Here is a 15,105-nt window from a genome sequence, read left to right as displayed (position 1 = left end):
AATGGGTCGCTCCTGCGCTTCCTGCGCCCGCGACATTAATACGTCCCTGTACGTCATGCCCAGAGCCGGACAAATTTGTCGGGAGCAAATTTAGGCAGCTTTGCTGGCCCGCAGGGCTGAGCGCAGGATGCGCGAACCCATTGAAACGGGGACCGGTTCAATTCTGGCCCATCTTACGAAGCGCTGGCACTGCGGACAGGATAATTAGAGAGTCGAAGCAAGAAAATGGTGCCCGGAGCCGGAATTGAACCGGCACGATCAATTAAGATCGGCAGATTTTAAGTCTGCTGTGTCTACCAATTCCACCACCCGGGCATATCGGGAGATATTTTTTATAGTAGAGATTGGCCCCTACTGAGTGCTACACCAGAATCACTCTCTGGCTCATTTCCCTAACGGGAGGAAAATGGAGGCGCGACCCGGAGTCGAACCGGGCTAGCTGGATTTGCAATCCAGAGCATAACCGCTTTGCTATCGCGCCGTTTTGAGGCCGGCATTCTAGCGTAAATAATCAGAAAAACCTACCTCTATTTACCCTTTTAGGGTGGTTTTAATTCTGTAAACGTTTGATATGTATACAGTTAGCGTGGTTTTTACTCGTCGTTTGTGCTTGTGCCGGCCATTAGGAAGGGCCAGGCAGCCTTTAAATACAAAATCATCGACCATAAGGTCAAGGCCGCTGCGGCCACAACCGCAATGTAGCCAAGCCACAACAGCTGGGGGATATTGGCCAGCAAAACAATAATCGCCACCATCTGCAGAGTGGTTTTAATTTTGCCGATATAAGAGACGGCAACGCTGGCGCGCTGGCCCAGCTCGGCCATCCACTCGCGCAAGGCGGATATAACAATCTCACGGCCAACGATGACACAAGCACATACCGCAAACCACGCCACCGGGTGCAAGGTAAGCAGCAACACCAGCGCGATAACCACCATCAATTTATCGGCCACCGGATCCAAAAAGGCGCCTAGCTTGGTGCTTTGGTTGTACTTGCGCGCCACATAGCCATCGGCCCAGTCGGTAATAGCCGCCACACTAAAGATAATAGCGGCAGTGATATGGGCCCACTGGAATGGCAGAAAAAACACCAGAACAAATAAGGGGATTAACCCGATGCGAATAAGCGTGAGTTGATTGGCTAATGTCATAAGCGACTTCTTTTACAGCGTTGGCATCTGGGATGGAGCGGCCGACTGGCGCCCCGCTTTAGCCCATGATAATACACTACCTGCGCTAACGCTGTAAGCGACTCGCGCACTTTTTAACAAGAGCTAAGCATCACCTGTAAGGGCTTAGTCCGGATGAAAATACCCGTAGATATCCTCCGCCAGTTTACGGCTTACGCCGTTTACCCGCGCTAAGTCGTCGACACTGGCACGCTGGATATCCTGTAGCCCGCCAAAGTGGCGCAGTAACTCTCTGCGGCGCGACGGGCCAACCCCCGGCACCCCTTCCAGGGTGGAGGTTTTGCGCTTTTTATCGCGGCGATTTTTATGCCCCGTAATCGCAAAGCGGTGCGCCTCATCGCGAATTTGCTGGATGACGTGCAACGCCGGTGAATCGCTACCCAGCACGATCTCTTGCCCTGTGCCACTGTGATACAAGGTTTCAAAGCCGGGCTTGCGGGTTGTCCCCTTGGCCACGCCTATCAACAAGACATTATTAACCCCGAGCTCGGCCATTACTTTTTCGGCCACGCCCAGCTGCCCCTTGCCGCCATCGATGAATAAAATATCGGGCAGTTTGCCCTCACCTTTTTGCAAACGTGTATAGCGCCGGGTGAGTGCCTGAGCCATAGCGGCGTAATCATCGCCGCCCGTAATGCCGTCGATATTAAAACGGCGGTAATCGGATTTTGCCGGGCCCTCTTTGTCAAACACCACACATGAGGCGACGGTTAGCTCACCACTGGAGTGGCTAATATCAAAGCACTCCATACGCGCGGGCATTTCGTCCAGCCCCAGTACATCCTGTAGCGCCAACAGGCGGTGGGTAACCGATTTACGCGAGTTAATACGGGCAATAATATTTTGCTCGGCGGCTTGGTGGGCCATATCGACCCAGCGCGCACGGTGGGTACGCACCTTATGGGTAATCTGCACGCGAGCGCCGCGCGATTCAGCTAACGCATCCATTAACAAGCCAGAGTCCGGCAGCTCGCACTCAGTCACAATAGCGGCGGGGATATCGCGACTCCCCCCCAGGTAAAACTGCGGCAAAAACTCGCTGAGTATGTCTGCCTCGCCTTCCGCCAGCCCCAATTTTGGGTAGTAACTGCGGCTGCCTAAAATACGCCCCTGGCGAATAAACAGCACATGCACACAGGCGGTAGCACTTTGCACCGCAACCGCAACGATATCCATATCGGCACTGCCCTCCTCTACCGACTGCTGCGACTGAACGGTGCGCAAGGCGCTGATCTGATCGCGCAACTCGGCGGCGCGCTCGTACTCCTGGGCCAGGGCCGCGCGCTCCATATCGTCGGCCAGCTCGCTCATCAGCTGAGCATTTTTACCCAGCAAAAACATACGCGTATGGTGCACGTCACGGGCGTAGTCTTCAGGGCTGATTAAGTCGACACAGGGGCCGGTGCAGCGATCTATTTGGTACTGTAAGCACGGCCTGGAGCGATTTTTAAACACACTGTCTTCGCACTGACGCACTTTAAAGGTCTTTTGCAAGAAGCTCAGGCTGTCTTTTACGGCCCCGACGTTGGGGTAAGGCCCGTAATAATCGCCGCGTTTTTTTTTGGCCCCGCGGTGAACACTAATACGTGGGTAAGGCTCGCCCGATGACATAAACACATAGGGGTAGGATTTATCATCGCGCAGCAAAATATTGTAAGGCGGACGGTTCGCCTTGATCAGGTTTTGCTCAAGGATCAACGCCTCGGTTTCACTGCCGGTAACCGTCACCTCGACCCGGGCAATACGCGATACCAGCGCCGCCGTTTTGGGTGATAGGCCACTGGCGCGAAAATAGCTTGAGAGTCTGGCTTTAAGATTTTTAGCTTTGCCAACGTATAAAATATCGCCAGCGCTGTTAAACATCTGATAAACGCCAGGCGCGCGCGTTTGGCTCGCCAAAAAACGTTTGGCGTCAAAGGATTCGGGGTGTTCTTGGGGAGTCTCAACCATGCGCGCTAGTATAGCGTTGCGCGCATCTGGCGCAAATAGGCGTGGCTAACGCTAAACCACGGCCTCCGGGTCTAGCAGGTTATACTTCACCGCCAGCAGTGCCAGCTCGACATCCGAGTGAATACAAAGCTTATCGAATATACGATAGCGATAAGTGTTAACGGTTTTCGGGCTGACCGAAAAGGTTGCCGCGATATCTTGGGCCCGTCGGCCGCCGGCAATCATCATGGCGGTTTCCAGCTCGCGCTGGCTAAGGCGCTCAAAGGGTGAGCCGTCCTGATCGCCCGTGGCATTGCGCAGCGCTAGCTGTTGGGCAATGCCACTGCTCATATACTGCCTACCGCGCACAACGGTATCGATAGCCGTGGTAATGTCAGTAAAACCGGCGCCTTTGGTAACATAGCCCACCGCCCCGGCTTGCAATAGGCGCGCGGGATAGAGCGTATCGTCACAAGCGGTAACGGCGATGATTTTAACCAACGGGTTGGCGGCAAGCATTTTACGGCTGGCTTCAAGGCCACCCATACCGGGCATTTTTACATCCATCAGCACAACGTCGGGCTTGTACTCACGGGCCATACGGATGGCGTCTTCACCGCTTTTGGCATCGCCCACCACCCGATACCCTGGCACATCATCCAACATTCGGACAATGCCCATACGCACCAAGTCGTGGTCATCTACAACTAAAATACTGGTCACTTTCCCCCCTTGATGCTGCCATCAAGTACCGGCCGGATGGCCGTTTTTTGTTTTAATATCGGGCGAAATGATCTTTTCTGTCCGGATAAAGAATCTTTCGGCTCATCGGCATAGTAGCAGAATTATTCTTATTTGCGATAGCGGCGCTTGCGGCTTAGGCCCAAACGCGCCGGTAAGTGAGGTTAATGCGTGTTTCTGTCAGACCAGCCACTTTGGGCAGCTGGTGCTGCCAGGCGTGTTGCAGGCGCCCGGACATTATTAACAAATCACCATCTTGCAAGGTAACACGCACTTGCCGCTGGGTTTTGTTATGGCGCAAAACAAACACCCGGCTGGCACCCAGACTCAGCGATGCAATAGTGGGCTCCGGCCCCAGCTCCGGCTCGTTATCGCTGTGCCAGGCCACGCTGTCACGGCCCGTGCGATACCAGTTAGCCAGCACACTGTTAAATTCCGTGCCAGCGACATCGGACAACTCGTCGCGCAGCTGCTGCAGGGTCGGCGTCCAGGGGCGTGGATCAAAAAAAGCACCGGAGTAACTGTAACGGCTGCCGGCGTCGCCATACCAGGCGTTAAGCCGTGGGATAGCAACGCGCTTACCATACATGTGCAAGTGGGTTTGCTCCCACGCGAGGGTTGTTGGCAACTGCGCAAGTAAGTCAGCCCGGCGCGCAGCCGGTAACCACTGCGGGTACAAGGTGGCTTGGCCGTCTTCACAAATCAGTTTTTGCGGCTCTTTGCTGGCAAATAAATCGGGTTGCTGCGACATAAACAATCAGCCATAAGTTGCCGTGTAACGATTTACGCTGGGTACACCCGGGGCTCTAACTCCAGCCTCACACCGTATTGTTTAAATACCGATGTGGTAATCTCATCTGCCAGCGCCAACACACTGGCACCGGCGCCCCGCCCCGGGTTGGTAATAACCAGCGCTTGCTCAGAGTGCACCGCCACATCACCGGCGCGATAACCACGCCAACCGGCGCGATCAATCAGCCATCCCGCCGCCAGCTTAACCCGCCCATCAGCCTGAGGATAACTGACAATATCCGGGTAGCGCTGCTGCAGCGCCGTAAACTCGCCAGCGGCAACAATAGGGTTTTTAAAAAAGCTGCCGGCGTTGGGGGTATCCGCCGGATCGGGCAGCTTTTCCTGCCGGACGGCAATAACAGCATCGGCTATTTGCTGTGCGCTAAAGTGCTTTTCAGACGATGGCTGATCACCGGGCTCAAGCTGTAGTTGCTGACGTAAGCTTGGGTACTCAAGTACCGGCTTAACAACACGATCAAGCTTAAAGGTGACCGAGGTAATAATATAGCGATCGCGCGCACTGTGCTTAAACACACTATCGCGGTAGGCAAAGTTACAACTCTCGGCGGTAAAGGTCACGGGCACCCCCGAGCGAATATCAATGGCAGACAACTCGCTTAAGCGCTGTTGCAGCTCGACCCCGTAGGCGCCAATATTTTGTATGGGCGCGGCGCCGACAGAGCCGGGAATTAGCGCTAAATTCTCCAGACCATAACAGCCCATCGTTAAACAGTGTTGCACAAACTCGTGCCAGTTTTCTCCGGCCGCAGCGCGCACCCACACCGATTGGGCGTCTTCGCCAACCTGCTCTACCCCCAGCAATTTAATGTGTATAACCAGCCCCGGGTAGTCGTCTGCCAACACAATATTACTGCCGCCGCCTAAGGGTAGTACCGGCAGCTCGCGCTCGCGGGCAAAAGCCAAGGCCTCAAGAATTTCATCGCCATTGCTAACGGCGACATAAAAGCGCGCGCGCGCGCCAATCGCCAAGGTATTAAAACGTTGCAGATCAAACTCCGGCAGAAACAGCGCCACTTTACCTCCGGGCCAAGTGGCGCTGTTGAATGTCGGCAAGCAACCCCGTGGCCGCCTGCTCAACAAGATCTAACACGTGAGCAAAACCTTCGGCGCCGCCATAATAGGGGTCGGGGACTTCGCGCTCGGGGGCGTTTTCAGCAAAGTCCAGATATAAACAGCACCGCCCCGGGTAATCGTCGGGGCAAAGACTCTGCAAGTCATCAAGGTTGGCGCTATCCATAGCCAGGATATAATCAAACTCCGAAAAATCTTTTGTCGTCACCTGGCGGGCCCGCAACGTATTAATATCGATACCGCGTTCGGCGGCCGCAGCTATGGCGCGGGCGTCGGGCGCTTTACCCACGTGCCAGCCAGCCGTGCCAGCGGAGTCGGTCAAGACCTCGCCTTCAAGTCCAGCGTCAACCAGCCGGGCTTTAAATAACCCTTCAGCGGTCGGAGAGCGACAAATATTCCCCAGACAAACAAACAAAACCTTAACCGTCATTGGTCTTGCTCCTGTAAAAATTGCCGCACCCGGGCCAGGTCTTCCTCAGTATCAACACCACCCGGAACCTGACAACAAGCCTCATCGACGTGAATCCGCTCGCCGTAGGCCATCACTCGCAACTGCTCAAGCGACTCTGTCTGCTCTAAAAGCGCGGGGCTCCAGGTAACAAATCGCTCAAGTAAAGACACACGATACGCGTAGGTCCCAATATGTCGGCGGGCGGGAAAGCCTTCGGGCACTGGCTGTTCAGTCAACACCTCGGTGTTATCTCGCGGCCACGGGATGGGTGCCCGCGAAAAGTACAGGGCAAGGTTGCTCTGATCGTACACAACTTTAACCGCATTGGGGTCGCGAAACTCGCGATAGCTGCTCAGTGGCTCGCATAAAGTGGCCACGCTGGCCGTGCGGTTTTGCGCTAAGTTAGCGGCGACCTGATTAATCACCTGTGGTGGAATAAGCGGTTCGTCGCCCTGCACATTAACAACAATGTCATCCCCGGCCATTTTCTCCAGCGCGGCAACCTCTTGCAGGCGGTCAGTGCCCGAGACATGATCGCTGCGGGTTAAACACACCGCGCCGTTAAAACTTTTTACCAGCTCCACAATGCGCTGATCGTCGGTGGCCACAATCACCCGGCTGGCATCGCTGGCGCAGGCACGGCGATACACGTGTTCGATCATCGGCCGACCATTGATATCGGCTAGAGGTTTACCCGGCAGGCGGGTCGATGCGTAGCGTGCGGGGATAACAACCGTAAAGCTCATGATTTTACTCACACAAATGTAATATTTTCTCGGACTCTGAAAACGCTTTAGTCACTTAAGGGCTCTTATTCAGTACACCATTACTCGAACGGAAATAGCGCATCCAGCTGGTGCTCAAACTTAGGCCAAAAACGTTTTTCCAGTACCGCATCCACTTCCAGCGCGAGCCATTCAGGCTCGGCAAAGCTCTGGCACTTCACCGCATCTTTGCTGGTCATCACCACCGGCAAACTCTGGCGAAACTGAAAGTTATCGCGGGTAAACGTATGGTGATCGCGGTAAATATGGCATTCAGATACCAGGCCTAGCTTACTCAAGGTGGCAAAAAAGCGATCGGGGTTACCAATGCCAGCCACCGCGTGAACATGACTACCCCGAGCCAGATAATCTAACGGTAACCGGCTTAAATCTTTTACCCGAAACCAGTGCTTGGGCTCTAAGCGCATATTATAGTAATGGCGCGGGTAGGCGGTGTCGCCCTCCAAAGAGGTTTGGTTGACGACCACAAAGTCGACGCTGGCTAAGCGAGAGTGCGGCTCCCGTAACGGCCCCACCGGCAAACAGTGCGCGTTACCAAAACCGCGGGCCGCATCGATAACGGCAATTTCCAGCGTCCGCCCCAGGCGATAATGTTGTAACCCATCATCGCTTAACAACACATCGCAGCCGGCACTTTTTAATATTCGGGCGGCAGCCACGCGGTCGGCATCGATACAAACCGCACAACCGGTAGCGCGCCAAATGCTAAGCGGCTCATCCCCCGCTTCGCGCGCGCTGGATGACTCTGAAATAACATAGGGGTATTGAGGAGCCGCCGAGCCATAGCCACGGCTGATCACTCCCACCTTTAACCCCCGCGCTTGCAAACGGTTCACCAGTGCAATAATTAACGGCGTTTTACCCGTGCCGCCCACACTGATGTTGCCCACCACAATGACCGGCACACCGACATTTACCTGACGCCAGCGCACAATAAAGGCGCGACGCCAATAAGCCACTAAGCGGAATAAACCCTCAAGAGGCAAGAGCGCGTACACCCAGCGTTTGTTGCCGTACCAGGCCGATGTCCACTTAGCGTCGCGATCAGCGCTGTGCCCCATAGCTAACTACTCAGACTCCGGGTGGCGGGTGGTGATACTCATGTTGGCAAAACCCAGTTGTCCGGCACTGTCCATTGCCCGCACCACAAACTGGTGCGGTGCGTTGGCATCGGCGGTAATGATCAGCGCGCGTGAGGTATCACCCTGCCCCATTTCACTCAGCGCCGAGCGCAGTGTCGCGGCTTTATTATTGACCAGACTTTGACCATTTACCGCGTATTCACCGGCGGCATTAATAATAATCTCCAGCGGGTCTTCGGCACTGGTTGCCGCTTCACCGACGGCTTCGGGTAAATCAATTTCTAAATGGGTTTCTTTGGTAAACGTAGTAGAAACCATAAAAAAGATCAGCAGCAAAAAAACCACATCAATCAGTGGCGTTAAGTTAATGCTGTCTTCTTCGCGGGGTTGACGACGAAATTGCACAGGCGGCCTCCGCTTACTTCTTTACTTTCACATCGACCCGGCGATCGCTGTGCAAGGCATCAACCAGTTTAATGGCCTCTTCTTCCATGGTAACCACGAGCGAATCGATGCGGCGCTGAAAGAAACGATGAAAAATCATCGCGGGAATAGCAACACACAAACCGGCTGCCGTGGTTATCAGCGCTTGCGAAATACCACCGGCTAACACGCCGGCATTGCCGGTGCCTTTAATCATAATGGCGTTAAACACTTCGATCATGCCAAACACCGTACCCAGCAAACCTAACAGTGGTGTTATGGCCGCGATGGTGCCCAATACACCAATAAAACGTTCCATTTCGTGAATAACTTTATTCGCAGCCTCCTGAATACTGTCTTTCATTACCTCGCGGCCGTGCTTGGAATTACTCAGGCCCGCCGACAATATCTCGCCCAAAGGGGACGACTGCTTTAACTCTTTTAACTTGGCGGCATCCAGCTGGTTATTTTTAATCCAGCCCCACACTTGAGCCAACAAATGCCGCGGCGCGATTTTGGCCGGGTTGAGACTCCAGTATCGCTCGGCGCTAATGGCCAGCACGGCAATGGAACATAGTACAAGCGGCAACATCAACCAGCCGCCGGCGGCAATAACTTCAAACACGGGTGGGTTCCTCTTTATATAGGCCCTTGGCGGGGCCTACTTTTTTTGGATGCCTACGCTGATTATGCCTGAGTGTTGGCACAATTTTAGAGGCTGTTAAAAACGCTGTACACTACCACAGTTGCAAGCATTAGGGTTAGCCGGCTTGCGCTAATGTGACCTGTTGCCACGGCTTATTCATCGCGCCAGGGCCGCCGCTGCTCTCGCCGCAGGCGCCGCGCTTGCAACCTGCCCTCGGCATCGCTAACAAAGCTAACCGCACCGTCGTGGGCGGTGTTAAACACCACCGAACCCGCCTCGCGGTAACGCTGCAGTACCTGCTCATGAGGGTGACCGTGTCGATTGTTAAAGCCGGCACTAAACACCACCGAGCGCGGCTTAAGCGCGGCCACCAGCTGAGCGCTGGATGAGCTCTTGCTGCCATGGTGCGGCGCAACCAAAACATCTAATCGGGTAACGCCCAGCGCCGCCAGCTGTGTGACCAGTGCCGGCTCCAGTGAGCGCTCCAGATCCCCCGGCAACAATACCGTTTGATTTTGATACCGCAAGAGAACCACACAAGAGGCGCTATTGCCACGGCGGCCCCGCTGCCCCGGTAAACTTAACAGATCGACCTGCAGCTGTGCCCAACGCCAGGATTGTGATAACCCGCCCTGACCACCAAGGTCATGACACGAGCGCTGCCGGGGCGATAAATCGCGCTCAAGCGCGGGCACGGGCTCGCCTAAATAAATCGCCGAACCGGGCAAAAGCGACAGCAACCCGAAGGCACCGCCGGCATGATCGGCGTGAGAGTGAGACACAACCAAGGTATCTAACTGGGTTACTCCCAGCGACTGCAACCACGGGGCGATAATATCGGCCCCGGCATCGAAGCTATCGCTGTAGTGTGGGCCGGTGTCGTACACCAAGGTGCGCTTGCCCGCCCTGACCACCACAGCCAGGCCCTGCCCCACATCCATGACGGTTAACGCGAGCCCGGGAGGCTCAGGCTTAGGAAGCCCGAGCGCCAGCAGCAAACATAAGATGCTGGCGCTACGTAAGCCAAGCGCTCTGGGCAGCAATAACCCCAGCGCAGCCAAAGCCACCAGAAACAGGGTTAACGGCTGCGGCCACCAGGCGACACTAACAGGCCAGCCGTATTCCGCCTGAGCCTTAGCGAACCACTGTAACCACCACCAGAGCCCATCCAGCGCCCGGTCGGCCAGCCATAACAGACCGGCGGCCAACCCGGCATTAAGCCAACTGGCAAGGGCAGCGGCAAAAATTAACGGCACGGCCAGGATGCTCACCAGCGGAATCGCCACCAGATTAGCCAGCGGAGACACCAGCGACACCTCACCAAAGAACACACCTAACGGCAGTAACAATGCGATAAACACCACCAACTGGGGCAACCACAACCCCTGCCACCGGCTGGCTGGTGTCAGGGCGCCGTCGTACACTAAAATCAGCGCCCCCACGGCAAGAAACGACAACCAAAAACCCGCATCGTGCAAACTTAGCGGGTCGAGCGTACAAACCACCAACACCGCCGCCAACAGAATGACGCCACCGCCGCAGTGCCTAGCGCTTAGGCGGCTGACGTATAGCATCAGCAACATTGCCAGCGCCCGCTGAGTGGGCAAACTGAATCCGGCCAATGCACTGTAACTCCAGGCACAAAGAGCGGCGCCAGCAAACCCCAGAACATGTGCCCGCAGCGGAACCACCGGTGATATTAATTTGCCCAACCCAAGCGCCAGCAGATACCCCAACGCGGCAGCTAGGCCAATATGAAGCCCGGAAATCGCAATTAAATGGCTGGTGCCGGTTATTTGCAGCAACTGACGCTGGCTTTGAGATAGGCCTCCCCGCTCGCCCAACAGCAGCGCCGAGATCAGGGCCCGGTTAGCGGGTTTTTCGCGCTCTAACCACGCAGCGAGCCGGGCGCTGGCGCCCTGAGGCTTACCTTTAGCAACAAGCTGGTTATTATTGCTCTGACGTACATACCCAACCGCCCCCACACCCCGGCGCAACTGCCACAACTTATAGTCAAACCCGCCCGGGTTAACAAAGCTGCGCGGGCGCTTTAGGCGCACGGTAAAGGCCACCGTGTCACCCGCGGCAAGCTTATAGGCCCAGTCGTCCGGCCGATACCAGCTGATCTGTACTTTTTGGGGCAGCAGCTTCCCCCACTCGCCCTCCGGGCTTGGTGTCAGCAGTAACCGCACCCGACCATCAAAATGTTGTGGCGGCGCAGCAACGAGCCCCTGTAACGGGATGTCTTTTCCCTCAAGCGACAGTGGCAACTGATTGGCCACCAATGCGTGCAATGTCCAGCTGCCCCAGCACAACCCCAAGGTAAAGAGCGCGGCTATTGTCCATAACGTGTGCGGCTTGCGCGGCCAATACCGCCGCACCATAAGCCAGACAAGCCACAAGCTCGCCGCGACAACCAGCACAGGGCCTAAAGGTAGTAAGGTGGGTAGCAAGCCCGGCAGCGTTAAACCGGCTATTAATGCCATAAATGAGCGGTACATATCGTCCCTGAGTAACAGTTCATCCTTGCTTTATCTTATGCTTATCTGCCAGTGTAGCAGCCGGTACAGCTCAAAGAATGACTTAACCCCGCTTAAACGTGGTTAAGCCGAGCTTTTGTGGGCATAATATGCCCTCTTTCTTAGCAGTCGTAGTGTGACTAACCAGATGGCGCGTAAGATAATCAGACGTTTTTTACCCGACGCCACCACGGTAAAGGACAAGCCAGCTCTACAGTTTTTGGGCGATCTATTGCACGACCCCAACCTGTTTCACTTAAACCGGCACTCGGTGTCGCTGGCGTTTTTCTTTGGCATTTTTCTCGCGTTTTTGCCCTTACCCGGGCAAATGGCGCTCGCGGCACTGTGCGCGCTTTGGGTGCGCTGTAACCTGCCCATTACCATGACCTTGGTGTGGATTACCAACCCACTGACGATCTCGCCTATTTTTTTCGCCACCTACCAACTGGGCCGCTGGATACTGGAGTCGCCCAGAGTTAGCGCCCCAACCGAGCTATCCTGGGCGTGGCTGGCAGAGGAGTTTGCTCTGATCTGGAAGCCTTTGTTGCTAGGGTCGGTGCTAACAGGCTTTGTGTTTGGCGGCCTGGGTTACATCACCATGCAGATATTCTGGCGCTGGCACGTTACCCGCAGTTGGAATAAACGCCGCAAAGAGCGCTTAAAACGCGCCGACTGACGCCCGATCTAAACAATAAACGGCATCTTTTGTTCTTATTCGTGCCTTAACGCCTCGGCCGGCGGTACGCGGGCGGCCCGCCACGCCGGGTAAATGCTGGCGACAAAACTTAGTACTAAGGCGGCACCGGCGATGTACAGCACGTCACTTAACAGCAGCTGCGCGGGTAAATAACTCACCGGGTAAACATCCGAGTGTAAGAACTGAAAACCAATTAAACGCTCGAGTCCCGCCACGGCCGCGGTAACCGAATAAGAAAAAATCACCCCGAGGACAACGCCGATCAAAGTGCCGGTAATCCCGATATAGCCGCCCTGAATCAAAAAAATACCAATAATCTCAGCGCTGGTCGCACCCTGAGTGCGCAAAATGGCAATGTCCCCTTCTTTATCGACCACCACCATAATCAGGGTGGTTACCAAGTTAAAGGCTGCAATACCAATCAGCAGCAGTAAAAGTAACGCCACTAACTTTTTCGACATATGTATCGCTTGATACAAATTGCCATGGCTGCGGGTCCAGTCACTCCCGTAAATACCCGAGGTCAAAGAGGCCGTAATTTCATACATGGTGGTAGGGGCGCGAAACAAATCCTGTAACTTTAACCGCACACCGCTCACCCTGCCGGGGTACGCGGTTAAATTCGAGGCAGCGCTTAAATTCATTAGCGCTAGCTTGTTGTCGATCTCGGTGCCGGTCACCAGAATATCGATCACCTCAAGCGCCCAGATACTGGGGCTGCTTCTGCCATCACCCGCACGGGGAATAATCAGTGAAAGCTTGTCGCCCACACCCGCGCCTAAACTTTCGGCTAATGTACTGCCTAAAATAACGCCGTGGGCGTTATCGCCAAGCTCGGCCAAGCGCCCTTCGCGAAGATACTGATCAACCCCCGAGGCTTTAATTTCAAGCTCGGGCACCACGCCAAACAAACCCGCCGGTGCAACGCTTTTACCTTTGGCCAATAAGCCCTGCACACTGACAAAAGGCGCCGCTGCCACTACTTCGGGGTGCTGCAGCGCCTGCTGCATCAACTGGCTTGGCTCGGCAATACCCTCGCGACTGTAGAGGGTTCCCTGAGGCATCACCTGTAAGATGCGCTCGCGCAGCTCGCGGTCAAAGCCGTTCATAATCGCCATCACTAAAATAAGCAACGCCACCGAAATAACCAGCCCAATCACCGACATCCGGGAGATAAAGCTCACCAGGTGGCTGCCTTGGCGCGAGGTCGCGTAGCGCCGCCCCAAGGTTAAGGTAAAGCGATTAAACACCCGTGTACCCCTGGCCGTTATGGGCGCGAAGTTGGCCGTCGGCCAGCGTTAAAGTCCGGTCCATTTTGCTCGCCAATGTCAGGTCATGGGTAACCACCACAAAGCTGGTGCCAATGCGCTGATTTAAGTCCAGCATTAACGCCTGAATATCGGCCGCCGAGTGCGCATCCAGATTACCTGTAGGCTCATCCATCAGCACACAAGCCGGCTCGGTTACCAGCGCCCGGGCAATAGCCACGCGCTGACGCTCGCCGCCTGAAAGCTCCGACGGCTTGTGGCTGGTGCGCGATGCCAGCCCCACTTGCCCGAGCATCTCTCGGGCCCGGGCGTTTGCCGTGGCACTATCTAGCTTACCGATTAACAATGGCATGGCGACATTTTCTAGTGCGGTAAACTCGGCCAATAAATGATGAAACTGATAGACAAAACCCAGCGAGCGGTTGCGTAACTTGCCCCGGCCATCGGCGCTTAAACGCGACAGCGCTTGCCCGGCAACCGTCACCTCCCCCGAGTCGGCCAAATCCAAACCACCCAGAATATTAAGCAACGTAGATTTGCCCGAGCCAGAGGCACCAATAATCGCCACGCGCTCGCTTGGCATTACCTGCAGCTGAATATCACGCAATACGCTGATCGCTTGCGGACCCTGGGTATACGCTTTACTAACGGACTGGCACTGCAGCACGGCCGCCGGGGATGATGGATTATTCATAGCGCAGGGCCTCTGCAGGTTGGATTCGAGCGGCCCGCCAAGCGGGGTAAAGCGTTGCCAGCAAACTTAACAACAGCGCCAGCGAGCAAATCATAACAACATCGAGCCACTGCAAATGCGAGGGCAGATGGCTAATAAAGTAAATGTTGGCATCAAACACCTGACGCCCGGTAAGCGACTCAAAAAATGCCACTATCGGGCTGATGTATAACGCCAGAAGAATGCCGCTAACGGCTCCCACCGCCGTGCCTATAACCCCAACCCCACACCCCTGTACAATAAAAATACCCATAATTTGCCGGGCATTTAAGCCAAGGGTGCGCAGCACGGCAATATCGGAGCGTTTATCGGCCACCATAAGTACCAGGCTGGAGACAATATTAAAAGCGGCAACGGCGATAATGATACTAAGCAAGACCCCGATCACGACCTTTTCCATCTTAACGGCCTGAAACAAACTGCCCTGGGTTTGGCTCCAATCCCGCCAGCGGTATTCATCCCCTAAGCTTTGCCGCAGCCGGCTGGTAATCGCGCCCGCCTCATAAATATCAGTAAACTTTAATTGCAGCCCCATGGGAGCCTGACTGCGGTATAACTTTTCGGCATCGCGTATATGAATGAGTGCCAATTCCTGATCCACCGGAGCGTTCACCTCAAACACGCCCACCACGGTAAAGCGTTTTACTCTGGGGTACACCCCGGCAGGCGTAATAGAAACTTCGGGCAGTGTTAAGGTCAATTTATCGCCGGTCACAACCCGTAACTGACGGGCCAAAACAGCCCCCAAAACAATGCC

15 protein-coding genes and 2 tRNA genes are annotated in these 15,105 nt (G+C 55.2%); 1 reads left to right on the top strand and 16 read right to left on the bottom strand.

From position 1 onward, the window contains the following. Positions 1 to 226 precede the first annotated feature (226 nt). The 13 genes from AAC019_RS16675 to AAC019_RS16615 all read right to left on the bottom strand — a co-directional run bounded on the left by AAC019_RS16675 (position 227) and on the right by AAC019_RS16615 (position 11,632). Positions 227 to 315, bottom strand: a tRNA-Leu gene (locus tag AAC019_RS16675). Positions 316 to 407: 92 nt separating this feature from the next. Continuing rightward, a tRNA-Cys gene (locus tag AAC019_RS16670) sits at positions 408 to 481 on the bottom strand. A gap of 112 nt (positions 482 to 593) precedes the next feature. Continuing rightward, the gene (gene pgsA, locus AAC019_RS16665; protein WP_339900419.1) at positions 594 to 1,151 is read right to left on the bottom strand and encodes a CDP-diacylglycerol--glycerol-3-phosphate 3-phosphatidyltransferase; all 558 of its coding nucleotides are present in this window, start codon (positions 1,149 to 1,151) and stop codon (positions 594 to 596) included. Between the two features lie 144 nt (positions 1,152 to 1,295). Beyond that, on the bottom strand, positions 1,296 to 3,140 hold the full coding sequence (gene uvrC, locus AAC019_RS16660; protein ID WP_339900418.1) for an excinuclease ABC subunit UvrC: 1,845 nt from the start codon (positions 3,138 to 3,140) through the stop codon (positions 1,296 to 1,298). 51 nt (positions 3,141 to 3,191) lie between these two features. Continuing rightward, a complete protein-coding gene (locus AAC019_RS16655) occupies positions 3,192 to 3,842 on the bottom strand; it encodes a response regulator (RefSeq protein ID WP_339900416.1) in 651 nt (216 codons plus the stop codon). Between the two features lie 154 nt (positions 3,843 to 3,996). Continuing rightward, complete coding sequence (locus AAC019_RS16650) at positions 3,997 to 4,611, bottom strand: alpha-ketoglutarate-dependent dioxygenase AlkB (protein ID WP_339900414.1); 615 nt, start codon at positions 4,609 to 4,611, stop codon at positions 3,997 to 3,999. A 32-nt stretch (positions 4,612 to 4,643) separates the two neighbouring features. Beyond that, a complete protein-coding gene (murB, locus tag AAC019_RS16645) occupies positions 4,644 to 5,687 on the bottom strand; it encodes a UDP-N-acetylmuramate dehydrogenase (RefSeq protein WP_339900413.1) in 1,044 nt (347 codons plus the stop codon). Position 5,688: 1 nt separating this feature from the next. Next, positions 5,689 to 6,174, bottom strand: a complete 486-nt coding sequence (locus AAC019_RS16640) for a low molecular weight protein-tyrosine-phosphatase (protein ID WP_339900412.1) — start codon at positions 6,172 to 6,174, stop codon at positions 5,689 to 5,691. Further along, entirely contained in the window at positions 6,171 to 6,941 is a 771-nt protein-coding gene (gene kdsB / locus AAC019_RS16635) for a 3-deoxy-manno-octulosonate cytidylyltransferase (RefSeq protein WP_339900410.1), read from the bottom strand. The genes AAC019_RS16640 and kdsB overlap by 4 nt, the downstream gene beginning before the upstream one ends. 80 nt (positions 6,942 to 7,021) lie before the next feature. Then, entirely contained in the window at positions 7,022 to 8,041 is a 1,020-nt protein-coding gene (lpxK, locus tag AAC019_RS16630; RefSeq protein WP_339900408.1) for a tetraacyldisaccharide 4'-kinase, read from the bottom strand. 6 nt (positions 8,042 to 8,047) lie between these two features. Beyond that, positions 8,048 to 8,467 carry a biopolymer transporter ExbD gene (locus tag AAC019_RS16625; RefSeq protein WP_339900406.1) on the bottom strand — a complete coding sequence of 140 codons (420 nt, stop codon included), beginning with the start codon at positions 8,465 to 8,467 and terminating at the stop codon, positions 8,048 to 8,050. Between the two features lie 13 nt (positions 8,468 to 8,480). Further along, positions 8,481 to 9,110: a MotA/TolQ/ExbB proton channel family protein gene (locus AAC019_RS16620; RefSeq protein WP_041523445.1), complete on the bottom strand. Its 630-nt coding sequence runs from the start codon at positions 9,108 to 9,110 to the stop codon at positions 8,481 to 8,483. 173 nt (positions 9,111 to 9,283) lie between these two features. Next, positions 9,284 to 11,632 (bottom strand): DNA internalization-related competence protein ComEC/Rec2, encoded by a 2,349-nt coding sequence (locus tag AAC019_RS16615; RefSeq protein ID WP_339900404.1) that lies wholly within the window; start codon positions 11,630 to 11,632, stop codon positions 9,284 to 9,286. Positions 11,633 to 11,798: 166 nt separating this feature from the next. On the opposite strand from AAC019_RS16615, the gene AAC019_RS16610 reads away from it, so the two are divergent. Further along, positions 11,799 to 12,326 carry a DUF2062 domain-containing protein gene (locus AAC019_RS16610; protein WP_339900421.1) on the top strand — a complete coding sequence of 176 codons (528 nt, stop codon included), beginning with the start codon at positions 11,799 to 11,801 and terminating at the stop codon, positions 12,324 to 12,326. A 35-nt stretch (positions 12,327 to 12,361) separates the two neighbouring features. Here the strand turns inward: AAC019_RS16610 and AAC019_RS16605 are convergent, their stop codons facing one another. The 3 genes from AAC019_RS16605 to AAC019_RS16595 all read right to left on the bottom strand — a co-directional run. Beyond that, positions 12,362 to 13,597 (bottom strand): lipoprotein-releasing ABC transporter permease subunit, encoded by a 1,236-nt coding sequence (locus tag AAC019_RS16605; RefSeq protein WP_339900402.1) that lies wholly within the window; start codon positions 13,595 to 13,597, stop codon positions 12,362 to 12,364. Next, a complete protein-coding gene (gene lolD / locus AAC019_RS16600; protein WP_339900400.1) occupies positions 13,590 to 14,309 on the bottom strand; it encodes a lipoprotein-releasing ABC transporter ATP-binding protein LolD in 720 nt (239 codons plus the stop codon). The genes AAC019_RS16605 and lolD overlap by 8 nt, the downstream gene beginning before the upstream one ends. Continuing rightward, a partial coding sequence (locus tag AAC019_RS16595; RefSeq protein ID WP_339900398.1) for an FtsX-like permease family protein occupies positions 14,302 to 15,105 on the bottom strand: 804 nt, incomplete at its 5' end. The genes AAC019_RS16595 and lolD, both read right to left, overlap by 8 nt.

Source organism: uncultured Gilvimarinus sp. (assembly GCF_963975215.1).
In the GTDB taxonomy this organism is placed as follows: Bacteria; Pseudomonadota; Gammaproteobacteria; order Pseudomonadales; family Cellvibrionaceae; genus Gilvimarinus.
The sequence above is the reverse complement of the archived record's forward strand: the minus strand, read 5'-3'. Positions and strand labels throughout refer to the sequence as shown.